This window comes from Streptomyces sp. AP-93 (genome assembly GCF_022808175.1).
GTDB lineage: Bacteria > Actinomycetota > Actinomycetes > Streptomycetales > Streptomycetaceae > Streptomyces.
In genome coordinates this window covers 112,087-133,942 of the sequence record NZ_JALGBX010000019.1, presented here as the reverse complement: position 1 = coordinate 133,942, position 21,856 = coordinate 112,087, and the positions used below count along the sequence as shown (strand labels likewise).

The 21,856-nt window shown below is 71.9% G+C and carries 17 protein-coding genes; 5 read left to right on the top strand and 12 right to left on the bottom strand.

Annotated features, from left to right (window positions below):
• The first annotated feature begins 13 nt into the window (after positions 1-13).
• Complete coding sequence (locus tag MTF69_RS28365; RefSeq protein WP_243338996.1) at positions 14-1,909, top strand: hypothetical protein; 1,896 nt, start codon at positions 14-16, stop codon at positions 1,907-1,909.
• A 36-nt stretch (positions 1,910-1,945) separates the two neighbouring features.
• Here the strand turns inward: MTF69_RS28365 and MTF69_RS28360 are convergent, their stop codons facing one another.
• From MTF69_RS28360 to MTF69_RS28330, 7 genes are all read right to left on the bottom strand, one after another.
• Entirely contained in the window at positions 1,946-2,725 is a 780-nt protein-coding gene (locus MTF69_RS28360) for an SDR family oxidoreductase (protein WP_243338995.1), read from the bottom strand.
• A 39-nt stretch (positions 2,726-2,764) separates the two neighbouring features.
• Positions 2,765-3,946 carry an MAB_1171c family putative transporter gene (locus MTF69_RS28355; protein WP_243338994.1) on the bottom strand — a complete coding sequence of 394 codons (1,182 nt, stop codon included), beginning with the start codon at positions 3,944-3,946 and terminating at the stop codon, positions 2,765-2,767.
• Positions 3,936-4,484 (bottom strand): hypothetical protein, encoded by a 549-nt coding sequence (locus MTF69_RS28350; protein WP_243338993.1) that lies wholly within the window; start codon positions 4,482-4,484, stop codon positions 3,936-3,938. The genes MTF69_RS28355 and MTF69_RS28350 overlap by 11 nt, the downstream gene beginning before the upstream one ends.
• Positions 4,485-4,725: 241 nt before the next feature.
• On the bottom strand, positions 4,726-7,242 hold the full coding sequence (locus MTF69_RS28345) for a Tex family protein (protein WP_308401467.1): 2,517 nt from the start codon (positions 7,240-7,242) through the stop codon (positions 4,726-4,728).
• Positions 7,243-7,393: 151 nt separating this feature from the next.
• Positions 7,394-8,257 carry a hypothetical protein gene (locus MTF69_RS28340; RefSeq protein WP_243338992.1) on the bottom strand — a complete coding sequence of 288 codons (864 nt, stop codon included), beginning with the start codon at positions 8,255-8,257 and terminating at the stop codon, positions 7,394-7,396.
• Positions 8,258-8,341: 84 nt separating this feature from the next.
• The gene (locus MTF69_RS28335; protein WP_243338991.1) at positions 8,342-8,677 is read right to left on the bottom strand and encodes a hypothetical protein; all 336 of its coding nucleotides are present in this window, start codon (positions 8,675-8,677) and stop codon (positions 8,342-8,344) included.
• A gap of 105 nt (positions 8,678-8,782) precedes the next feature.
• Positions 8,783-9,358, bottom strand: a complete 576-nt coding sequence (locus MTF69_RS28330; protein WP_243338990.1) for a cysteine hydrolase family protein — start codon at positions 9,356-9,358, stop codon at positions 8,783-8,785.
• A 294-nt stretch (positions 9,359-9,652) separates the two neighbouring features.
• On the opposite strand from MTF69_RS28330, the gene MTF69_RS28325 reads away from it, so the two are divergent.
• Complete coding sequence (locus tag MTF69_RS28325) at positions 9,653-11,176, top strand: M1 family metallopeptidase (RefSeq protein WP_243338989.1); 1,524 nt, start codon at positions 9,653-9,655, stop codon at positions 11,174-11,176.
• A gap of 34 nt (positions 11,177-11,210) precedes the next feature.
• On the opposite strand, the gene MTF69_RS28320 is transcribed toward MTF69_RS28325, so the two are convergent.
• Positions 11,211-12,149, bottom strand: coding sequence for an oxygenase MpaB family protein (locus tag MTF69_RS28320; protein ID WP_243338988.1), 939 nt, complete (start codon positions 12,147-12,149; stop codon positions 11,211-11,213).
• A 94-nt stretch (positions 12,150-12,243) separates the two neighbouring features.
• Between MTF69_RS28320 and MTF69_RS28315 the strand changes: the two genes are divergently transcribed.
• Together MTF69_RS28315 and sph are read left to right on the top strand one after the other, a co-directional pair.
• A complete protein-coding gene (locus tag MTF69_RS28315) occupies positions 12,244-12,492 on the top strand; it encodes a hypothetical protein (protein ID WP_243338987.1) in 249 nt (82 codons plus the stop codon).
• A 130-nt stretch (positions 12,493-12,622) separates the two neighbouring features.
• A complete protein-coding gene (gene sph / locus MTF69_RS28310; protein WP_243338986.1) occupies positions 12,623-13,618 on the top strand; it encodes a sphingomyelin phosphodiesterase in 996 nt (331 codons plus the stop codon).
• 84 nt (positions 13,619-13,702) lie between these two features.
• Here the strand turns inward: sph and MTF69_RS28305 are convergent, their stop codons facing one another.
• The 4 genes from MTF69_RS28305 to MTF69_RS28290 all read right to left on the bottom strand — a co-directional run bounded on the left by MTF69_RS28305 (position 13,703) and on the right by MTF69_RS28290 (position 20,903).
• Positions 13,703-15,361: a bifunctional aspartate transaminase/aspartate 4-decarboxylase gene (locus MTF69_RS28305; protein WP_243338985.1), complete on the bottom strand. Its 1,659-nt coding sequence runs from the start codon at positions 15,359-15,361 to the stop codon at positions 13,703-13,705.
• A 72-nt stretch (positions 15,362-15,433) separates the two neighbouring features.
• Positions 15,434-17,137, bottom strand: a complete 1,704-nt coding sequence (gene aspT, locus MTF69_RS28300) for an aspartate-alanine antiporter (protein ID WP_243338984.1) — start codon at positions 17,135-17,137, stop codon at positions 15,434-15,436.
• Positions 17,138-17,185: 48 nt separating this feature from the next.
• Complete coding sequence (gene aspT / locus MTF69_RS28295; RefSeq protein WP_243338983.1) at positions 17,186-18,868, bottom strand: aspartate-alanine antiporter; 1,683 nt, start codon at positions 18,866-18,868, stop codon at positions 17,186-17,188.
• 121 nt (positions 18,869-18,989) lie between these two features.
• The gene (locus MTF69_RS28290; RefSeq protein WP_243338982.1) at positions 18,990-20,903 is read right to left on the bottom strand and encodes a long-chain fatty acid--CoA ligase; all 1,914 of its coding nucleotides are present in this window, start codon (positions 20,901-20,903) and stop codon (positions 18,990-18,992) included.
• A 119-nt stretch (positions 20,904-21,022) separates the two neighbouring features.
• Between MTF69_RS28290 and MTF69_RS28285 the strand changes: the two genes are divergently transcribed.
• A complete protein-coding gene (locus tag MTF69_RS28285; RefSeq protein ID WP_243338981.1) occupies positions 21,023-21,778 on the top strand; it encodes a MerR family transcriptional regulator in 756 nt (251 codons plus the stop codon).
• Positions 21,779-21,856 lie beyond the last annotated feature (78 nt).

Here is a 21,856-nt window from a genome sequence, read left to right as displayed (position 1 = left end):
TAGGCTCTCCGGTATGGACGAACGGGGGGCCGGGACGCCCTGGCACGAGCTCGAAGGGGTGACGGCGGGGCAGGAGCGAGTTCCCGGCCTGCTGCGCGGACTGCTGATACCGGGGCTGCGGGGCTCCTCCTGGGCGCAGTTGGAGGAGCTGTTCGGCTGGCGCAGCGACGAGCCGCTGTTCGTGGAAATCGCCGGGCGGCTCTTCGAGCTGCTTCCGCAACTCGACCGGCACCGGCGGGCCCTGGTCCTCGGCCTGCTGGCCCGGCGCGCCGAAGGCATCGGCGAGCGCCGCGTCGGCGTGCACCGCCACACCTTCCTCGCCTTCGCGGCCCGTGCTCACCTCGTCGTGCCGCTGGTTTCGGACCGGTCGGCCGAGGTCCGGACCGGCGCGGCCTGGGTGCTGCGCGGGCTCCGGCAGGAGGATCCCGCGGCGCTGGATGCTCTGCGGCGGCAGGCCGCCGTGGAGCGCGACTCGACGGCGCTGGTCTCCCAACTGCTCGCGGTGGGAGTGCTGTCGGGACCGGGCGACCGGCCGGCGGCCGCGGAGTGGGCCCGGGCCTGGCTGGACCAGCGGGACCCCCTCGTACGGCTGGCCTCCGCGCGGGTGGTGCTGACCGCCGCGCCCGGAGGTGCGCAGGGCGCGGGCCGCCGCGTCGCCGGGGTCTTCGCCGAGATCGGTACCGGCCGGCTGCCGGAAGTGCCCTGGTCCGAGGGGTACAAGTCGGTGGACCGGTACGCGGTTCAGGTCGCGGCGCATCCGCGCGAGGGGGAAGCGCTGGTCGAGGGCCTGGCCCGGCACCGGGACCCGGCCCTGCGGGCCCAAGCCGTCCGGGCGGCCGGCCTCCAGCTCCGCTCCTGGCGCCGTCCGGCGGCGCACCTGTGGGAGACGGTGGCCGCCGGACTGGAGGACGAGCCCGAGGTCGCGGACGAAGCGCTGGTGGCACTCGCCGGGTGCGGGAGTGCGGCCGCCCCGTACGCGGACCGGATCGTCCGCGCGGTCGAGCGGCCCGTCGGCCCCGGTTGGCGGGGTTCGCACGCCGCGCTGGGGGCACTGGTCCGCTTCGAGGATCCGCGCGCGTTGCCCCTGTACCTCCGGCGGTTCGGGGACTCCCAGGACGTCGGGCCACTGCCCGTGCGCTGGGCACCGGAGCTGTTGCCGGTCTTCCGGGAGCGGCTCGCCATGGGGCCCGGTGCCCGCGGCACCGACGAGGTCCTGCGGATCCTCGCCCCATGGGGCCCGGCCGCGGCTCCCGCCGTGCCGGAGCTGGCCGACCTCCTGGACACCAGGTCCGCCCGGCCGGCCGCCGAAGCCCTGGGGCGGATCGGCCCGGCCGCCTCGGCCGCCGCCGGGGCGCTGGCCGCGCTCGCCCGGGGGGAGACCAGCCCGTGGCGGTTCGGCGTCGGCACCGAACGCTCGCCGAAGCCGTGGCAGGGCGCCCAGACCGCGGCCTGGGCGCACTGGCGGGTGACCGGCGACCCGGAACTGGCGCTGTGGGTCGGCGGAGCGGCGGCCCGGGCGGGACTCGGCCGCCCGGTGCTGCGCTACCTCGCCGACCTGGGTCCGCTCGCAGCCCCGTACGCCGACTCCGTGCGGGCCCTGCTCGACTGCCCCGGCGAGTGGATCAGGGTCGGCGCCGCCGAAGCCTGGTGGCGGATCACCGGTGATCCGGCCCCCGCCGTCGCAGCGCTGCTGCCGGAGCTGGCGCCGCTGGCCGAACACCGCGTCACGGAGCTGACGTTGCGGACCGTGCGCGCGCTGGGAGCGATCGGCCCGCCCGCGGCGGCCGCCCTGCCCGCACTGCGGGCGGTGGCGGCCGGGCCGCCGCGCCGGTACGGCGCGAGCTTGCTCATGGACGAGGAACTGCTCCGGGACGCGCGGGAGGCGGTGGACCGGATCGGCGGCCGCTGACCTGCCGGGCCCGGCTCCGTCCCGCGCGGGAGGGGACTACCCCGCGTCCGCCGGAGGGCGCCGCGTGCGGGCCATCTTCCGGGCCACGAAGCCGCGCGGGAGGTGGCGGGCGGCCAGCGCGTACGCCCGGTAGCGCCGGCCCGTGATGCTCACCGGCCGGCGCCGGGCCAGGTCCTTCAGCGCCCGGGCCACCACGTCGTGCGGCTCCAGCCACACCGCGTCGCGCAGGGCGGAGACGTCCATCCCGGCGCGCTCCTGGAACTCGGTGCGGGTGAATCCCGGCACCACCGCCAGCACGCGGACCCCGTACGGCTCCATGTCCACGCGCAGCGACTCGCTGAAGGCCGTGATCCAGGCCTTCGCCGCGCCGTAGGTCCCGGTCGGGAGCAGTCCGGCCACCGAGGAGACGTTGAGCACCGCGCCGCGGCGGCGCTCGCGCAGGCCCGGCAGCACCGCGTGGGTGAGCCGGAGCGGCACCTTCACCAGCAGGTCGAGCATCCGCTCCTCGTCCTCGACCGGGCTGTACGGGAACGGCGCGGGGAGTCCGAAGCCGGCGTTGTTGACCAGGATGTCGACGGGCCGGGCCCGGTCGGCGAGCCGCTCGGCGACGGCTCCGAGCCCGCCCGCGTCGAGCAGGTCGGCGGGCAACACCTCGCAGACGGTGCCGAATTCCCGGGCGAGGTCCGCGGCGACGGCTTCGAGGCGGCCCTTGTCCCGCGCGACGAGGACGAGGTCGCAGCCCTTGGCGGCGAACCCGCGGGCGAAGGCCGCGCCGAGTCCGGCGCTGGCCCCTGTGATCAGTACGGTGGTGGTCAAGAGACGTTCACTTCCTGGCAGTCGAGCGTGGTGGGGAGGTCACGGGGTGAAGCCCGCCGTGGCCGGTGAGGCGTAGGCCTGGGCCACGTCCACGAGGAAGCGGGCCTCGCCTTCCAGGTCTCCCCCCTCGGCCGAGGTCTGGAGGGCCGCGGGCAGCTCCAAGGCGTTCTCGTCGGACCGCTGTTGCGGGATCCCGGCCAGCTTCGCCTGCCGCGCCTCCTTCAGTACGCAGGCCAGCGCGGCCGCACTGGCCCGCTGTTCGGGTACTCCGCTGCCGGCCACGTGGCTGCGCGCGAGCTCCGGCACGCCCGGGGCGACGTACTCCCCCAGGATCAGGATGGCGTCGCGGGTCTCGATGACCTTGCGGTAGACGAGCAGGTTGCGCGGGACCGGCGGCCACAGCAGTTCCAGCACCCGGCCGGCGCGCGGCTTGTTGAGGGCGACGTGCGGGACGGCGTGGACCAGGTCGCGCCAGAGCGGCCACAGCCGCCAGGCCGTGGCGATGTCGGAGGCCGTGCGGCGGAAGCCGAACAGCGTCGGGACGAGGATCGCGGCGGCGCGGAGCAGCCCGTGCGCGTTCATCAGCAGCGGGTTCGCGGGCATCGCCCAGGTGAAACCGAACAGCGCCTTGAGCAGGTACACGAACCAGAACACCCCGGCGAGCGCGGTGCCCAGGCCGAACAGCAGCAGTCCGGCGGCGAGGCCCCGGCTCTCGGCGCGACGGCTGTAGCGCCAGCAGACCGACACGCAGATGGTGTTGGCGAGCAGGTGGGCGGAGATCAGCACCAGCCAGTACGCGAGGGAGGGCACCGGGTCGCCGGCGGGCGGGATGGTGTGCGTGCCGTGGTCGGGCGCGGCCGCGTCCAGGGCGACGAGGACGGTCAGCCAGAGGACCGTGCCGGCGCCGGAGGCGATCTGGAGCCGGCGGCCCCGGGTGGCGGCGGCCACGAAGTAGAGAACGGCGCCGGCCGAGAGGACGCCGATGAGGTTGCGCACCAGCCCGATGGTGTGCGCGTAGCCCGGGTCGCGGCCCATGGCGTAGGCGACGACGTCGGGGAGGTTCAGGGTCATCGCGGCCGCGGCGGTGGCGACGGCAAGCCACAGGCCCCGCTGGTGCGGGGCGCGCAGGGCGCCCGGCGCGCGGAGCAGGACGGCGATCCAGAGGCAGACGACGCTGGGGACGGCGAGCGCGTCGCCGAAGGCGATCAGATCAGAGGCCACGGTGGACCGGCCCCCGTCCGCGCCGCTCGTAGCCCATCGCGGACTCCAGCCGGGCGAGCGTGTCCCGGCCTCCGCCGGCGCCGTGGCCGAGGTGCGGGCCGCGGCTCCCCGTACGGATGCGGATCATGCTGGCGAGCATCTCCGCCTCACGCTCCTGACGGGTGGTGTAGTTGGTGCGCCCGAGCACGGTGGGCACGGATCCGTCCGCCCCGTCGGCGCCCGGGGAGTCCTCGACGGGGGCTTCCAGCGAGTGGTGCCCGAAGAGGATGTGGCCGATCTCGTGGAGCACGATGTGCTCCCGGTGCAGCGGGGTGGTCTGGGCCTCGTAGAAGACGTAGTCCACGTCGGCGGTGCCGACCCACAGTCCGCACACTCCGGACTCCGCGGCCTCCCTGGGCAGCGGGTGGAGCCGGATGGGGCGGCCCCGCTGCGCGGCTATCCGCTCGCACAGTCCCTCGAGCGAGAAGGGGTGCGTCAGCTCAAGACGGCCGAGAATCGCCTCGCACCGTTTGCGCAGACTGGATTGAGGGTGGCGCATATGTTCCCTCTTCGGACCCTTTCTCGGGCAACGATGATAGGCGTGCGGGGGCTGGGGCATGACGTCCTTAGCCTTCAAGGCGACCTCGGGAGTGCGGTCCTGAGGGGGAAACACGGAAGCCCGCTCGCCTGAAGACGAACGGGCGTTCCGTCATCCCTACAGATCATCCGGATGACTTGGCAAGGTATGTCCCCATGTCGGGTGGATATTCAGCCAATCCGGTACGCGCTGTCACGAGCGGCTAGCGCTTGCGGCCGCCCCGCTCGTCGGGGCCGCTGAGCCCCGCGCGGCGCAGGGCGTCGGCCATCGCGCTGTTGGCGGGGGCCGGCGCGCCGCCGCCCTGACCGCCCTGGCGCTGGCCGCCGCCCTGACCGCCCTGACCGCCTTGGCGGCGGCCCTTGCCGCCGTCGCGGGAGCCGCCCTGGCCGCCCTGGCCGCGCTCGCCGCCACCCTGACCGCCCTGGCTGCCCTGGCCGCCCTGGCTGCCCTCCGGGCCGCGCTGCTGCGGGGGCCGGCCGCCGCCGCGCCGTTCGCCCCGCTCCTCGCGCTGCCTCGGGGCGCCGCCGTCGGCGCCGCCCCGCTCCGCCTCGTCGTCCAGCCGCAGCGTCAGCGAGATCCGCTTGCGCGGGATGTCCACGTCCATGACCTTGACCCGGACGATGTCGCCCGGCTTCACCACGTCCCGCGGGTCCTTGACGAAGTTCTTCGACAGGGCCGAGACGTGCGCCAGCCCGTCCTGGTGGACGCCGATGTCGATGAAGGCGCCGAAGGCGGCCACATTGGTGACCGCTCCCTCCAGGATCATCCCGGGGGCCAGGTCGCCGATCTTCTCGACGCCCTCCTTGAAGGTCGCCGTCTTGAACGCGGGCCGCGGGTCCCGGCCCGGCTTCTCCAGCTCGCGCAGGATGTCCGTGACGGTCGGCAGGCCGAAGGCCTCGGTGACGAACTGCTCCGGCCTCAGCGAGCGCAGCACACCGGTGTTGCCGATCAGGGCGGCCACTTCGCTGCCCGCCGTCTTGCCCATGGTGCGGACCACCGGGTAGGCCTCGGGGTGCACGCTGGAGGAGTCCAGCGGGTCGTCCCCGCCGCGGATCCGCAGGAAGCCCGCGCACTGCTCGTACGCCTTCGGGCCGAGCCGGGCCACGTCCTTGAGCCCCTTGCGGTTGCGGAAGGGGCCGTTGGCGTCGCGGTGCGCCACGATGTTCTCGGCGAGTCCGCCGCTGATCCCCGACACGCGCGAAAGCAGCGGCGCGGAGGCGGTGTTGACGTCGACACCGACGCCGTTCACGCAGTCCTCGACCACGGCGTCGAGCGAGCGCGAGAGCTTCACCTCGGACAGGTCGTGCTGGTACTGGCCGACGCCGATCGACTTCGGGTCGATCTTCACCAGTTCGGCGAGCGGGTCCTGCAGGCGCCGGGCGATGGAGACCGCGCCGCGCAACGACACGTCCATGTCGGGGAGTTCCTGCGAGGCGAAGGCGGACGCCGAGTACACGGAGGCGCCGGCCTCCGAGACCATCACCTTGGTGAGCTTCAGCTCGGGGTGGCGGGTGATGAGGTCCGCGGCGAGCTTGTCGGTCTCCCGGGAGGCCGTGCCGTTGCCGATGGCGACGAGCTCGACCGCGTGCTCCTTGGCGAGGCGGGCCAGCTTGGCCAGCGCGTCGTCCCACTTGTTCGCGGGCACGTGCGGGTAGATCACCTCGGTGGCGACCACCTTGCCGGTGGCGTCCACGACGGCCACCTTGACGCCGGTGCGGAAGCCCGGGTCCAGCCCGAGGGTCGCGCGGGTGCCGGCGGGTGCGGCGAGCAGCAGGTCGCGCAGGTTGGACGCGAAGACCCGTACCGCCTCGTCCTCGGCGGCGGCGCGCAGCCGGGAGCGCAGGTCGATCCCGAGGTGCACCTGGATCTTCGTGCGCCAGGCCCAGCGGACCGTGTCGGCGAGCCACTTGTCGCCGGGGCGGCCGCGGTCGTTGATCCCGAAGCGGCGGGCGACCATGCCCTCGTACGTGGACGGGCCGGGCGTCTCGCTCGGCTCTTCCGGCTCCAGGGTGAGGTCGAGGACGTCCTCCTTCTCCCCGCGGAGCATGGCGAGCACGCGGTGCGAGGGGAGGGCGGTGAACGGCTCGGTGAAGTCGAAGTAGTCGGCGAACTTGGCGCCCGCCTCCTCCTTGCCCTCGCGGACCTTCGCGGCGAGCCGGCCGCGGCCCCACATGCGCTCGCGCAGTTCGCCGATGAGGTCGGCGTCCTCGCCGAACTTCTCGGTGAGGACGGCGCGGGCGCCCTCCAGGGCGGCGGCCGCGTCGGCCACGCCCTTGTCCGCGTCTACGAACGCGGCGGCGGCCACGGCCGGTTCCTGCGAGGGATCGGCCAGCAGCCCCTCGGCGAGCGGCGCGAGACCGGCCTCGCGGGCGATCTGCGCCTTGGTGCGGCGCTTGGTCTTGAAGGGGAGGTAGATGTCCTCCAGCCGGGCCTTGGTGTCGGCCGCGTTGATGCGGGCCTCCAGCTCGGCGTCGAGCTTGCCCTGCTCCCGTACGGAGTCGAGGATCGCCGCGCGCCGGTCCTCCAGCTCGCGCAGGTAGCGCAGGCGCTCCTCCAGGGTGCGCAGCTGGGCGTCGTCGAGCATCTCGGTCGCTTCCTTGCGGTAGCGCGCGATGAACGGCACGGTCGAGCCGCCGTCGAGCAGCTCGACGGCGGACTTGACCTGCCGCTCCCGTACGCCGAGCTCCTCGGCGATCCTGCCTTCGATGGACATCGTCACTGTGCGGTCCCGCCTGCCTTCGTACGTATGCGTGATGCTGGTGCGTGCTGCGTGCTGCGTGCTGCGTGCTGCGTGCTGCGTGCTGCGTCGGAAGGCTGCCAATTGTGGCAGGTGGCGGCGGCGGACGTCGGGAGCCGGGCCCGGTCCGGTCTCAGGCCTTGCCCATGAGGTCCGCGGGGAAGGCTCCGGCGACGAAGGCCTGGACGGTGAAACCGCCGCCTATCTCCGCGAGCCGGGCGACTGAGGCCGCGCCGAGGTGCTCGTACGGGGCCTCGTCCAGGCGGTCGGTCTCCGTCTCCAGCGCCTCGCGCAGCGCCGCGCCCTCGGGCGTGAGCTCGCCCGCGGCGTCGAGCAGGCCCCGCTCGCGCAGGCGGTCCGCGGCCGCGTCGAGGTCGGACTGGTCCCAGCCGCGGATGTACTTGACGTACTTCGGGGTCATGCCGTGGCCGCTGGCCGTGTGGCTGACCAGGGCCTCGAGCGGGTCCAGGCCGAGGGTGAGCAGGGCGACGAGGTGCCCGTCGCCGCGGTGCTCGCGCAGCAGGGTGGTGGCGTGCCACAGCTTGAGGTGCGGCTCCTCGGGTACGGGGAGGTCCGCGTGGGCCGAGTAGAGCGTACGGGCGTGCCGGGTGCAGGCCTCGGTCGCACGCATCGCCAGCCCGGCGGCCTCGGCCATCTGGGGAGAGGCGATGGTCTCCTCGCCGAGGAGCCGGCGCAGCGTGGTGTCCACGGCCCGCAGCCGGGCGGCGAGGACCTGCTCGGGGGTGGCGGTGTCCCAGACGGCGGGCAGGTGCCGGGCGACGAGGTCGTGGCGGTAGTTGTAGAAGGTGGCCGTCACCGTGCCCGCGCCGACCGCGCCCATGGCGGCGGAGCGGGAGGCGAGGTTGACGGCGTTGGGGTCGGTGATCCCGAGGGCGGCGAACTCCTTGCCGAGGTCGGGCGAGAAGTAGACGGTGGAGTGCAGCGGATTGATCGCCCCGTGCCAGCAGCGGCGGGCGGCGTGCGCCGGAAGTGTCATGGCGTGCAGGTTAACGACTGCTTGGTATGGAGAGAAGAGCGGGGCGCCGCACCGCCGGTGAACCGCTGGCGAGAGGGAACACCGCTACATGCCCGGCTCGTAGTAGCCGTCGGGCCCCTGCTGGGGCGTCCACCAGCTCATCAGCCCCCACGCCGCCAGACCGGTCGCCACCAGGGCGAGGACGATGCCCGCGCCGCGGCGCTGCCGGGCCACCGCGTACGCGGCCGCCGGGATCAGCACGCCGCCGATGAGGATCAGCGGCAGGTCGACGAACAGGACGGAGAGGTCCTGGTCCTCGCTCTCGAACCCGCCGTCGAGGGCGTAGGCCGACCTCGACGCCCAGATGATCCCGCCGGTCACCGCGCCCAGGCCGGCGAGGAGGGCGAGGACGGTCGGTACGGTCTCGGCTCTGTTCCGCATGGCGTGGATCCGCTCCTCGGTGGGCAGGGGCCGGAAGGCTACCCGGCCTGAGGCGCGGAAGCCCCCTCTCCGGCAAGGCCTTGTCGGAGAGGGGGCGTTCCGGCGCTACTTCAGTTCGGCTCCGGTCGCGACGACCACCCCGTAGAGCTCGGTGACCGTGGCGAGGGCCGCCTGGTGGATCTGCTGCGCCGCCAGGGCGCCGGCCGGGCTTTCCAGCGCCCGGGTTGCCGAGGCGTCGGCGACGACGGTCGGGGCGTAGCCGTGCAGGAAGGCGCCCTCGGTGGTGAAGAGGGTGCACATGTTGGTCATGAACCCGGCGATGATCAGGTTCTTGCGGCCGGTGGCCTCGATGATCTCGTGGAGATCGGTCCGGTGGAAGCCGTTCGGGACGGACTTGGTGACGACGGCCTCGCCGTCCCGGGGGGCGACCGAGGCGTGGAGGGTGCCCGGCTCGGTGTCGACGCCGTAGCCGCCGTCCCGGATGTGGACGACGGGGGTGCCGGCCTCGCGGGCCCGGGCCAGGAGCCGGGAGGCGGAGGCCAGCGCGGGTTCCCAGCCGTCGAGTTCCATGACGCCGCCGGTGTAGGTGTTCTGGTAGTCGACCAGGACCAGGACCGCGTCCTCGAAGGTCGCGGGGGTCTCGTCGAAGCCGTTGAGCTGACGCAGGGTGGTGGTAGCCATGGGAGTGCCGTTCTCACGAGGGTGGGGTGTGCGGCCGGCTTTGGGGCCACAACGGCAACGCTAGGACGCTGCGAACGCGCGGGCAATGACGGCCGACCCGCAGATCCGGACATCGATCGGCGCAGGCCAGGAGCGGTGCGCCAGGTGTTGCGGCCGCCCGGACCGGCGCGTTCCGCACGGGCGTTTTTCAGACGCGTGGCGATCGTGTGACAGCAGGGGCCATGGACATGACGCGGGGTACCGGCCGTGAATACGGTCGAACGGAAGCCACTCCCCTACCCCTTGGAGTTCAAGGTGCACCGCAAAGTCATCGCCCCGAGCGTGCTCGCCGCCTCCCTTCTGCTGGTGATCCCGGCGTCGGCGGCGAGTTCCGTTCCGGGCGCACCGGGTATCGGCGATCCCTACTACCCGGCCAGCGGAAACGGCGGGTACGAGGTCTCCCACTACGACCTGCGCCTCCGGTACCAGCCGAAGACCGACCTGCTGGAGGGCACCGCCACCCTGCTCACCACCGCGAAGCAGGACCTGTCCCGCTTCAACCTCGACTTCGGTCTGGACGTCAGCGAGATCCGGGTCAACGGCGTCACGGCGAAGTTCGCCAAGTCCGGCACCTCGGAGCTGGAGGTCACCCCGGCCTCCCCGCTCCAGCGGGGCCGGCAGTCGAGCGTGGTCGTCAAGTACGCGGGCAAGCCCTCGGAGTTCAAGGTCGACGGCTTCACCGCCTGGCAGCGCACCCCGGACGGCGGCGTCGCCGCGCAGGAGCCCCACGTGGCGGCCTGGTGGTTCCCGAGCAACGACCACCCGCTCGACAAGGCCACCTTCGACGTGTCGGTGAACGTGCCCGACGGCACCCAGGCCATCAGCAACGGCGTGCTGCAGTCACAGAGTTCGCGCCTGGGCTGGACCCGGTACAACTGGCGCTCGAACAAGCCGCAGGCCACGTACCTCGCCACGCTGGCCATCGGCAAGTTCGACATCACCACCGACAAGACGGCGAGCGGGCTGCCCGTCCTGAACGCCTACAGCCGGGACCTCGGCGACAACGCGGGCGCGGCGCGCGCCAGCGTGGAGCGGACTGGTGAGGTCGCGGAGTGGCTGGAGGGGGTCTTCGGTCCGTACCCCTTCAACGCGCTCGGCGGGTACGTGCCCAACGTGCCCAGCGGGTTCGCGCTGGAGACGCAGACCCGGCCGTTCTACAGCCCCCGGCAGTTCGCGAACGGCGCGAACGTGTCCGTGGTCGTGCACGAGCTGGCCCACCAGTGGTACGGGGACAGCGTGTCGGTCGACGGCTGGAAGGACATCTGGGTCAACGAGGGCTTCGCCCGTTACAGCCAGTGGCTGTGGTCGGAGAAGGAGGGCGAGGGCACCGCGCAGGAGCTCGCCGACTGGGCGTACGGGCTGCGGCCGGCCGAGGACCCGTTCTGGCAGGTCAAGCCGGGTGACCCGGGTCCGGAGAACCAGTTCCACGGAGCCGTCTACGACCGTGGGGCGATCGCCCTCCAGGCGCTGCGCAACCAGATCGGCGACGAGAAGTTCTTCCGGATCCTGAAGGGCTGGCCGACCGAGCGGGCCTACGGCAACGCCAAGGTCGGCGACTTCGTCCGCTACGCGGAGAAGGTCTCGGCCCAGCCGCTCGCGCAGCTCTTCGAGACCTGGCTGTACACCCCGGGCAAGCCGTCCGCCCCGGCCCTGAACCCGGTGTCGGCGGCCACCCTTCCGGGCGCCCGCACCCTCCGCTCTCCGGCCGCGAAGCCGGCGGCCGAGCCGAAGTCCTGGAAGAAGATCGCGGCAACCGACTCCGTGCACGACGCGCACTGACCCGGCGCCCTACGCGGCTGCGCGCCGGCGCCCCTCAGCGGGCGGCGGCGCGTACGCGCGCCCGGGCGGCCCGGGCGATCGGGAGGTAGCGCAGGCGCTCCGGCAGGAGGGGTACGAGGAGGCGTACGGCCGTGCTGAAGCGGCGCAGGCGGCGCTCCTGGGCGGGGGTCCACTCCAGGCCGATCGCGGCGCGTGCCTCGGGCGGCATGTAGCCGGCGGTGACGAAGGCCCGGAAGCGCAGGAAGGCGGTCCGCAGGACGGGCCAGGTCAGGCGCAGCAGGAGCCGGACCGGCAGCGGGCCTCCGGCGGGGCGGGGCAGGGGCGCGTCGGTGGCGAGGAGTTCCCGGGCGACCTTGGTGGGCTCGATCTCCTCGGCCAGCATCCGGTGGTAGTACGGCCAGTACTCCTCGATGCTCTGCGGCATGTCCCGGTCGTGCAGACCGAGGATGCGGCCCACCTGGAGCCACTCGCGGTACAGCTGACGCTCCTGGGCCGGGGTGAAGGGGCGCAGCAGGTAGCTCCCGGCGTACAGGTAGACCGGGAAGCCGGTGGCGTGCACCCAGGCGTAGCAGGCCGGGTCGAGGGAGTGGTAGCGGCGCCCCCGGGTGTCGGTGCCCTGGATCTCCTTGTGCAGGCGGCGCACCCGGCGCCCCTCGGCCGCGGCGTCCGCCCCGCCGTACACCCACAGCTGGACGGAGCGCAGGGAGCGCTCGCCGCGGCCCCAGGGGTCGGTGCGGAAGACGGAGTGCTCGTCGACCCCGGCGCCGATGGCGGGGTGGGCGACCTGCATGGTGAAGGCGGCGGGCAGCATGAGCAGCGCGCGGACGTCTCCGGCGATGGTCCAGAGCACTCCCCCGGGTGGCGGGGGCTCGGGGTCGATCCGGCCGCCGGAGGTGCGGCGCGGCGTGCTCTGCGCCCCGTCCGTCCCCTCCGCCCGTTCCGTCCCCCCACAGGGCGGCTCCGTCGTACTCATGCGTGGCCCCCAGGGTGCCGGAATTGCCGTTCTCCCAGTATGCAGGGGGTCCGGTGGCTTCCGCCGGAGCCTGTGGACGGTGCATCCTGCGGCCATGAACCTGTCCCCCTCGGCCTGGCTGCAGGACCTGGCCCCCTGGATGCTGGCCGGGACCGCCGTGACCCTGGCCCTGGTCTTCGCGGTGCTCTTCGCGCTGTTCGCGGCGGCGTACTTCCTCCTGCGGTTCCGGCGGCACCGGGAGAACGCCTCCGGCGCCCGCGACACCTCCAGTGCCTCGGAAGCAGGCGGTCTCGGCGGCTTCACCTGGACCTCGGCGCCGGACGAGGACCGGCGGGCCGGCTGAGGGACCGGCCCGGAGCGCCGAAGATGTACCCCCTGCGTCCAGAAAACCGTGTCAAAGGTGTTACCGCGAAGTAACCCTGGCTGCTTGGATGGCGGAGTCGATCTTCCCCCACAGGAACGAGGGAACCTCCATGCCCCAGACCCAGCCCCAGCCCCGCAGGGCCCGTACCGCCGCAGCGGCCGTCGCCGCGATCGCCGTCGGATCGCTCGCCCTGACGACGCTTCCGGCCGCCACCGCCGCCGAGAGCGCCGCCGCACCGCGGCTCAGCGTCCTGTCGTACAACGCGTTCCTGTTCAGCAAGAGCCTCTACCCGAACTGGGGCCAGGACCACCGGGCGGCCGAGATCCCCAAGGCCTCCTGGTACCGGGGCCACGACGTGGTCGTGCTCCAGGAGGCCTTCGACAACGCCGCCTCCGACGCGCTGAAGGCCAACTCGGCCGCGCAGTACCCGTACCAGACCCCCGTCGTCGGCCGCAGCAAGACCGGCTGGGACGCGACGGGCGGCGCCTACTCCTCCACCACCCCGGAGGACGGCGGCGTCACGATCGTCAGCAAGTGGCCGATCGTGCGCAAGGAGCAGGTGGTCTTCAAGGACGCCTGCGGCGCGGACTGGTGGTCCAACAAGGGCTTCGCCTACGTCGTGCTGAACGTGAACGGCGCCAAGGTCCACGTGGTCGGCACGCACGCCCAGTCCACCGACCCGGGCTGCGGCGCGGGCGAGGCGGCGGAGATGCGGGCCCGCCAGTTCCGGAACATCGACGCGTTCCTGGACGGCAAGAACATCCCGGCGAGCGAGCAGGTCATCGTGGCGGGCGACATGAACGTCGACTCGCACACCCCGGAGCTCGCCACCATGCTGGCCAATGCCGACCTGGCCGACTCCGACACCCGCACGGGCCACACGTACTCCTTCGACACCGCGCTGAACTCGATAGCGAAGTACCGCTACCCGACCGACCCGCGCGAGGACCTGGACTACGTGCTCTACCGCAAGGGCAACGCCCGCCCGGCGAACTGGGAGAACAACGTGGTCCTGGAGCAGTCGGCGCCCTGGACGGTCTCCAGCTGGGGCACCTCCTACACCTACGACAACCTCTCCGACCACTACCCCGTGATCGGCCGCTGACCCGCCGCCGCTGATCCGCCACGCCGAAAGGGGGGGTACCCGCCGCGATCCGGCGGGTACCCCCCCTTCCCCGGGCCTCAGCCGTCAGCCGGTCGCCTTCGACCGCTCCCACTCGCTCGCGTAGTCGTTGAAGATCGCCCGCAGGTGGTGGCCGACCTTCAGGTAGTCCAGGTCGTCCAGGTTGGCCAGGGAGACGCGCACCGACCACTGGGGGCCGTCGAAGCCGCCGCCGTTGAGGAGGACCACCGAGGTCTGCTCGGCGAGCCGGAACAGCGGGTCGACCGGCTCGTAGTTCTTCTCCAGGAAGTCTGCGAAGTCCTTGCCGTGGACCCGTTCCGCCTCGGCCAGCAGGTCGAGTTCGATGTAGTACCCGGCCCGCTTGTCGTCCTCGGAGATCTTCATCTGGGCGCCCTCCAGCAGCAGGTCGAGCCTGCGGTGGACGATCTGCCGGATGCGCTCCTTGTACGCCTGCCCCTCGTCCAGCATGTCGAAGAGCGAGAAGAGCACCATCATCGTCTGCTGCGGCAGCGAGAGGCCGGCCGTGTGGTTGAGGGCCACCGACCGGGAGTCCGCGACGAGCCGGTCGATGAAGCGGATCTTCTCCGGCTCCAGGCTGAGGGTGCCGTACCGCTTGGCCAGGCGGTCCTTCTGGTCCTGGGGGAAGCCCGCGACCATCTCGTCGATGACGTTGTCGTCGTGCAGCCCGATGACGCCGAGCCGCCAGCCGGTGCAGCCGTAGTGCTTGGAGTACGAGTACACGAGCAGGGTGTTGCGGGGCAGGTCGGCGGCGATCGAGCGGAAGCCGGGCACGAAGGTGCCGTACACGTCGTCCGTGACGATCAGCAGGTTCGGGTTGGTGGTGGCGACGATGTCCTTGATCTGGTTCGCCACCCGGTCGCTCAGCGCGAGCGAGGGCGGGTTCGACGGGTTGACCAGGCAGACGAGCTTCACGGAGGGGTCGGCCAGCTTGGCGACCTCCTCCTCGGGGTAGCGCCACTGGCGCACGCCGGTCTCGGCGAAGAGGCTCGCGGAGACGTTGACCACCTCGAACTCGAAGGTGTCGAGCTCGGGGATCTCGATGTACGGGGTGAAGACCGGGGTCATCAGGGCGATCTTGTCGCCCTTCTTCAGGATCCCGTTCTTCATCAGGGAGTCGAAGATGTAGCACATGGCGGCGGTGCCGCCCTCGGTCGCGAACAGCGACAGGTTGTTGCCCTCGGGCGGCTTCTTACCGAACATCTCGTCGGCGACGTAGCCGCGCACGATCTGCTCCGCGTGGGTCAGCATCCGGTCCGGAACCGGGTAGTTGTCGCCGGTGATGGAGTCGGTCAGCTCGTGGACGAAGGCGTCCTTGTCGAACGGCCAGCGCTCCAGGGCGTACTGGACGCAAGTCGACAGCATCTCCACGCCCGGCAGGTCCGGGTGGCGCCGGGCCCAGGACTCGAACCGGTCCCCGATGCCCTTCTTCTCCGGCATCCCGCCGAGGTTGTCGGCGGTCCACACCCGCCGGGACTCCTCCAGCGCGAAGTAGCCCAGCGCGTAGAAGGCCTCGCGCGGCCCGGTGGCGATCCAGTTCGGGTTGCCGCGGCCCGCGTTGAGCATGGCGCGGGCGGTGGTGTCCTTCTGGCCCGGCTTGTCGGCCTGGGCGGCCGTGGCGAGCTGGATGAACTTGTCCTTCAGCTCGAACGGGCTGAGCTGCGCGAAGGACTGGATCTCCTCGCGGCTGAAGGTGGTCTTCGGCACGGTGACTTCCTTTAGTTCGAGGGGGCTTTAGTTCGAGGGGCTTTGCGTCGAGGGGTCGCTCGGAGTGGTCGTTCAGTGGTTGAGGATGACGATGACGGCGCCCCAGATGGTCAGCAGCACGTTGCTGATCGCGTAGGGGATCGTGTAACCGAGCGTCGGCACCTGCGATTTGGACTGTTCGTTGACGGCGCCGATCGCTGCCGTCGTGGTCTGGCCGCCCGCCAGGACGCCCATCAGGATCGGGAAGCGGATCTTCTGGATGTGATGGCCGACGAAGAAGCCGACCAGCAGTGGGATCAGCGTGGCGATGGCACCGAAGAGCAGCAGCCCCCAGCCGGCGGTGGCCAGCCCGCTGGTGAAGCTGGGCCCGGCGTTGATGCCGACGACCGCGACGAAGAGGCAGAGCCCGAGGGTGTCCATGAACCACTGCGCGCCGGGCGGGACGTTGCCGTACGTCGGGTACTTGCCGCGGATCCAGCCGAAGACCAGGCCCATGATGAGCGCGCCGCCCGAGGTGGACAGCGAGATCGGGACCCCGCCCGCGGTGAGCGCCGGGATGCCCAGGCAGCCGCCGAGGAAGATGCCCAGGCCCACCCAGATCATGTCGGTGGCGAAGCTGGTGGGCACCGGCTTGCCGATGGCCTTGCCGGCCGGGTCGACCAGCCGCTTCGGGCCGGACAGGATCAGGGTGTCGCCGCGCTCCAGCTGGGTGGCGAGCCGGTAGGGGAACTCCGTTCCCGAGCGGAAGAGCTTGTCGACGTAGACCCCGACCATGAAGGGCTCGGCGCGCAGTTCCGCGATGGTCTTGCCGAGCTGCTCCTTCTCCGAGGCGACCACGTGCAGCGTCTCGGTCTGGTAGCCGAGGAGTTCGACGTCGTCGGTCTCGGGGCCGATGTGGGTGCGGGCGTCGAAGTCGACCAGGGATCCGCGCAGGGCGCTGACGGCGACGACGTCGCCTTCGAGCAGCGTGGTCTGCTGGGTGTGGTCGAGGATCTGCCCGTCCCGGCGGACCCTGGTGAGGTAGATGCGGTGGCCCAGCGCCTTCTGCTGGTTCTCGAAGTCGTCGATGGTCCGCCCGACGAGGTCGGGCCGCTGGATGGTGTAGGCCCGCAGGACGATCTCGTAGTAGCCCTCGTGCAGGTCCGGGTTGTCGCTGGGCGCGTCCATCTCCTTGGCGATCTGGGCGCTCTCGGCCGCCAGGTTGCGCCGGTAGAGCCGGGGCAGCACGTTGGCCAGGAGCATCGCGCAGAGGATGGTGCCGAGCGGGTAGGTGACCGCGTAGCCGACGGCGACGAGGTTCTCCTGCTCCTTGATCTGATCGGGCGAGAGGCCCGGCAGGTTCCCGATCGCGTCCTGGGCCACGCCGATGACGGCGGACTGGGTGAGCGCGCCGCCCAGCAGACCGGCGCTCAGCCCCGGCCCGTAGCCGAGCATGACGGCGAACCCCCACGAGACGAGCAGGCCCGTGACGCAGACGATGACCGCGTTGAGGACCTGCGGGAGGCCGTCCTTCTTCAGGCCGCGGAAGAACTGCGGGCCGACCTTGTAGCCGAGGGCGAAGAGGAACATGGTGAAGAAGAGGTTCTTCACGGTCCCGTCGATGGTGATCTTGAACTGGGCGCCGAAGACGAGTCCGACGATGAGGCAGCCGGTGACGGCGCCCAGCCCGATGGCCTTCCAGCGCAGCTTCCCGACCAGGAAGCCGAGCGCGACGGTGATGAAGACCAGGAGTTCGGGGTGTGGCTGGAAGACGTTCCTGTTCAGGAAATCGATCATGTGGGCGCCGTCCGGGTGAGGTGGGGGGCGTGAGGGGGGCCGGTGCCGTCAGGCGCCCAGGATCCCGACGAGGATCGGCCCGGTGAGTGGGAGCAGGAAGTTGGACAGCGCGTAGGTGATCGTGTAGCCGAGCATCGGCACCGAGCTCTGCGCCACCTGCGTGACCGAGGTGATGGCCGGGGTGGAGCACTGCTGGCCGGCGATGGCGCCGATCAGCAACGGCTTCTCGATCTTCAGGAGCTTGCGCCCGACGACCAGCGAGATCGTGGCCGGTACGAGGACCATGGCGATCCCGGCGAACGGCAGCAGGGCCCCGTACTCCTTGAGCAGCGGCCAGGCCTGCGGGCCCGACGTCAGACCGGTGCAGGCGATGAAGACCGCGAGCCCCATGTCCTTGATGGTGGTGGCGGCTTGCGGCGGGAAGGCGCCGAAGGTCTGCCGGCGGGAGCGGAACCAGCCGAAGAGCAGACCCGAGATGAGGCAGCCGCCGCCGGTGCCCAGCGAGAGCGGGACCCCGCCGAGGCGGACCACGAGCTGGCCGATGAGCGAGCCGAGCGCGATGCCGAGACCGAGGTAGATGAAGTCGGTGGCGTCGTTCTTGGCCACCGTGCCGATCTTGTCCACGATCCGGTTCAGGCCCGAGCGGGCGCCCACGAGGGTGACGACGTCGCCGCGCTGGACGACGGTGTCCGGGTTGGCGGGCAGGTGCTGCTCGCCGCGGAGCACGTCGGTCACGTACACGCCGCTGCGCCCGAACTCCGGGTGGGTGGCCCGGATCTCGTCCAGTGATTTGCCGGCGACCGACTTGTCGGTCATGGCGACCTGCCGGGTGGCCAGCGGGGTGTCCACCCCCGGGATGCCGGGGGTCTCCGGGCCGATGGCCCGGCCCGCCGCGATGGCCTCGGAGCGCCGGCCGACCACGAGGACGAGGTCGGAGAGCACGAGTTCGAGGTCCGGGGCGGGGATGAGGTCCTTGGAGCCGCGCCGGACGGCTTCCACGGTGACGCCGCCGGCGAAGGCCGCTTCCAGGTTCCCGACGGTGCGGCCGTCGGCGAGGGTGACCAGGTGCGTGCGCCCGACGAGGCCGGGCATGGCCTCCCGCTCGTCGCTCTCCAGGCCGCCGGAGCCGCCGCCGCGCATCTTCTCCCACAGCGCGCGCGAGGCGTCCGCCAGGTTGACGCGGAGCAGCATCGGCATGATCTGGCTGGTGTAGATGACGATGGTGACCAGGCCGAAGAGGTAGCAGACCGTGTACGCGGTGGCCACGTGGCCCTGGTACGTGGTGATCTGCTCCGCGGTCAGGTCGGGCAGCTTGCCGATCGCCTCGGTGGCGGTGCCGACCACGGCGGATTCGGTGGCCGCGCCGGCGAGGATGCCCGATGCGGTGCCGACGTCGAGGTCGAAGGCCTTGGCCAGCAGGTAGGCGAGGCCGAGCACGCTGACGAGCTCGATGAAGCAGAGCGCGAAGAAGCGCATGCTCTTGCGGTTGAGGTTGGCGAAGAACTGCGGTCCGGCCATGTAGCCGAGGGCGAAGATGAAGAGCGCGAAGAAGATCGTCTTCACGTCGGCGTCGATCTCGATCTTCGCCCAGGCGCCGAGCAGCAGCGACACGATCAGCGTGCCACAGATGCCGCCGAGGGTGATCGGGCCGACGCGTACCTTGCCGAGGAGGTAGCCGGCCGCGAGGCAGAGGAACAGGGCGAGTTCAGGGTGGTCTTGCAGCACACCCATGGGCGATCAGCCGCCCTTGCCGGGCGGCGTGGCGAATTCAGGGCATATGCACATTCCCTCACCCTTGCCCGGTGAGCGTCCATACGCTCACCGGGCAGGGCCGTTCGTGTGACGGACCTTCCTACGAAGCTTCGTGCGGCTCGGCCTGCGGCTCCTCGAGCGTCCCCTCGTGCGGCTCGGCCTGCGCCTCCTCGTGCGCCTCCTCGTGCGGCTGCGCGTACAGCCCCTCGATCAAGTCCGCGTATTTCTCCCGGATCACCCGGCGGCGCAGCTTCAGGGACGGGGTCAGCTCCCCCGACTCCGGACCCCACTCCTCGGTCAGCAGCCGGTAGCGCTTGATCTGCTCGGTGCGGTTCAGCCGGGCGTTGGCCGCTTCGACGGCCCGGTCGATCTCCTCCCGTACGGCCGGGTGCGCGGCGAGCTCCGCCGGCGTGGCGGCCTCGATGCCGTGGGCCTCGGCCCACGCCGGGGCGAGTTCGGGGTCCAGGACGAGGAGGGCGACGAGGTAGGAGTGGCCGTCTCCGTGCACCAGTGCCTGCCCGATCAGCGGGTGTTCCTTGACGGTGTTCTCCACCAGGGCGGGCGAGACGTTCTTCCCGTTCGAGGTGATGATCAGTTCCTTCTTGCGGTCGGTCAGCCAGAGGAACCCCTCCTCGTCGAGCCGCCCGATGTCCCCCGTCGGGAACCAGCCCGCCTCGTCGGAGGCGCTCTCCACCGAGCCGTCCGGGAGGAGGTACCCGCCGAAGACCGTCTCCCCGCGCGTGAAGATCTCCCCGTCTTCGGCGATCCGCAGCTCGAGCCCCTGGATCGGACGTCCTACGGAGCCCAGCCGGAAGCCGTCCGGGGTGTTGACCGTGCACACGCCGGAGGTCTCGGTGAGCCCCCACGCGTCCATGATCGTGATCCCCCAGCCCGCCCAGAAGCGCACCACGTCGATCGGCATCGGCGCGGTGGCACTGGCCGTCCAGACCAGGCGGTCCATCCCGGCCAGCGTCAGCAGCGGGTCCAGCACCCGCTCCTTGGCCCCGGCGTACGAGGCTTCGAGCCCGGCCGGGACCTCCTCGCCGCGCTCCCGGTGGCCCGCACGCTCCCGCGCCAGTTCGTTGGCGGCTTCGATGGCGCGGCGCTGCTCCTCGGGCAGCCGCCCGAGCACCGCCCGTACGGAGGCGGCCAGCTTCTCCCAGACCCGGGGCACGCCGAAGAACTGCACCGGGTGCAGCTCGCGCACCGCGGCCGACACGGCGGCCGGGTCGGCGCACAGCCGGACGTGCGCGGCCCGCAGGAGCGGGAGGTAGATGCCGAGGATCCGTTCGGCGATGTGCGCGAAGGGCAGGTAGCACAGGTGCTCGGCGTGCTCGGGCAGCTCGATGTGCCGGTCGAGGCGGACGGACTGGAGCACGATGTTGCGGTGGGTCAGGCGCACCCCCTTGGGGTCGCCGGTGGTGCCCGAGGTGTAGACGACGGTCAGCGGGTCCTCGGAGCGGGACTCCCGCCAGGCCTTCTCGAAGGCTTCGGAGCGGTGCAGCCGGGCGCCGCCGGCGTACACCGACCCGTACGTCGAGTGCGGGCCCGCTTCGGGGGCCTCGGCCACGACGAGCCGTTCCAGCGGGGTCCCGGGGTCAGCGAGCAGCGGCTCCCACCGGGCCAGCTCCCGGGCCCCCTCGACGACGGCGAGCCGGGCCCGGCTGTGGCGGGCTATGTGGGCGATCTGCTCGGGCGCGGAGGTCCCGTACACGGTGACGGGGACGGCGCCGAGGTGGACCAGGGCGAGGTCGCTGAGCCAGTGCTCGGGGCGGTTGCCCATCATCAGCAGGACGTGTTCGCCGCGTTCGACGCCCAGGGAGGCGTAACCGGCGGCGAGGACGGCCACCTTGCGGCGGACGTCCGACCAACTGAGGGTGGTCCAGGCCGTGCCGTCGGGGCCTTCGCGCCACGAGAGGGCGGGGAGGCTGCCGTGCTCGGCGGCGTTGCGCGCCAGCAGGGCGGGCAGGGTGAGCTCGTCGGGAGGTGCGGGAAGTCGCAGTTTCGTGGGCATGGGCAGCTCCTGGCCGTTTCACATCGTTGGTGCGACAGCAATACTGTTGAACACGAACGGTGGCGATGAGAACTGTGCCGTCCAGAGACGTGCTGATCAGAGAACGAGGCGGAGAGCCCATGACCACCCAAGCACCGGAGCCGGCGTCGCTGACCGTCGACCAACTGGCGGCCAGGGCGGGTGTGACCGTCCGCACCGTACGGTTCTACAGCACCCGCGGCCTTTTGCCCCCTCCCGTGATCGGACCCCGTCGCGTGGGCCGCTACGGCCCGGAGCACCTGTCCCGCCTCGCGCTCATCGAGGAGTTGCAGCACCAGGGCATGACCCTCTCCGCCATCGAGCGCTACCTCGACGCCCTGCCCGACGACCTGAGCGCGCACGACCTGGCCATCCACCGCGCACTGGTGGCGACCTGGGCCCCGGACGCCGCGCTGGACTCCTCGCGCGCGGAGCTGGAGAAGCGGGCCGGGCGGAGCCTGACGGAGACCGACATCCGGCGGCTGACGGCCATGAACGTGCTGACGCCGACCCCGGAGGGCTTCCGGGTGGACATGGGGCTGCTGCGGCTCGGGGTCGCGCTGCTCGACGTACCGATCGCCCACGAGACGATCCTGGTCGCGCGCGAGGTGCTGCTCGGGCACGCCCGGACGGCGGCGCACCAGCTGACCGCACTGTTCCGGGACGAGGTGTGGGGGCCGTTCACGGAGGGCGAGAGCGATCCGGAGCGGGTGGAGTCGATGAAGGCGCTGTCCGCGCACATGCAGCCGATGGTGGTGCAGGCCCTGGTGACCGCGTTCCAGCGCTCGCTGAAGGAGGAATTGCGGGCGGCCTTCGTGTCCGGCGAGACACCCGGCGAGACGCCCGGCGGGCCATAGCCGCAGTCCAGGGCCCTGCTTTGGCGGGGCGGGCCCGTGCTCAGTACGCTGGGAGGGAGTTTTTGCGCCCGCCGGCCC

What these genes read in the sequence shown, in the direction of transcription:
- MTF69_RS28285 (WP_243338981.1), top strand. Translation starts at nt 21,023, where the DNA reads ATGACCACCCAAGCACCGGAGCCGGCGTCGCTGACCGTCGACCAACTG.
- MTF69_RS28315 (WP_243338987.1), top strand. Translation starts at nt 12,244, where the DNA reads ATGAACCTGTCCCCCTCGGCCTGGCTGCAGGACCTGGCCCCCTGGATG.
- aspT (WP_243338983.1), bottom strand. Translation starts at nt 18,868, where the DNA reads ATGGGTGTGCTGCAAGACCACCCTGAACTCGCCCTGTTCCTCTGCCTC.
- MTF69_RS28335 (WP_243338991.1), bottom strand. Translation starts at nt 8,677, where the DNA reads ATGCGGAACAGAGCCGAGACCGTACCGACCGTCCTCGCCCTCCTCGCC.
- MTF69_RS28340 (WP_243338992.1), bottom strand. Translation starts at nt 8,257, where the DNA reads ATGACACTTCCGGCGCACGCCGCCCGCCGCTGCTGGCACGGGGCGATC.
- MTF69_RS28365 (WP_243338996.1), top strand. Translation starts at nt 14, where the DNA reads ATGGACGAACGGGGGGCCGGGACGCCCTGGCACGAGCTCGAAGGGGTG.
- MTF69_RS28320 (WP_243338988.1), bottom strand. Translation starts at nt 12,149, where the DNA reads ATGAGTACGACGGAGCCGCCCTGTGGGGGGACGGAACGGGCGGAGGGG.
- MTF69_RS28350 (WP_243338993.1), bottom strand. Translation starts at nt 4,484, where the DNA reads ATGCGCCACCCTCAATCCAGTCTGCGCAAACGGTGCGAGGCGATTCTC.
- sph (WP_243338986.1), top strand. Translation starts at nt 12,623, where the DNA reads ATGCCCCAGACCCAGCCCCAGCCCCGCAGGGCCCGTACCGCCGCAGCG.
- MTF69_RS28330 (WP_243338990.1), bottom strand. Translation starts at nt 9,358, where the DNA reads ATGGCTACCACCACCCTGCGTCAGCTCAACGGCTTCGACGAGACCCCC.
- MTF69_RS28290 (WP_243338982.1), bottom strand. Translation starts at nt 20,903, where the DNA reads ATGCCCACGAAACTGCGACTTCCCGCACCTCCCGACGAGCTCACCCTG.
- aspT (WP_243338984.1), bottom strand. Translation starts at nt 17,137, where the DNA reads ATGATCGATTTCCTGAACAGGAACGTCTTCCAGCCACACCCCGAACTC.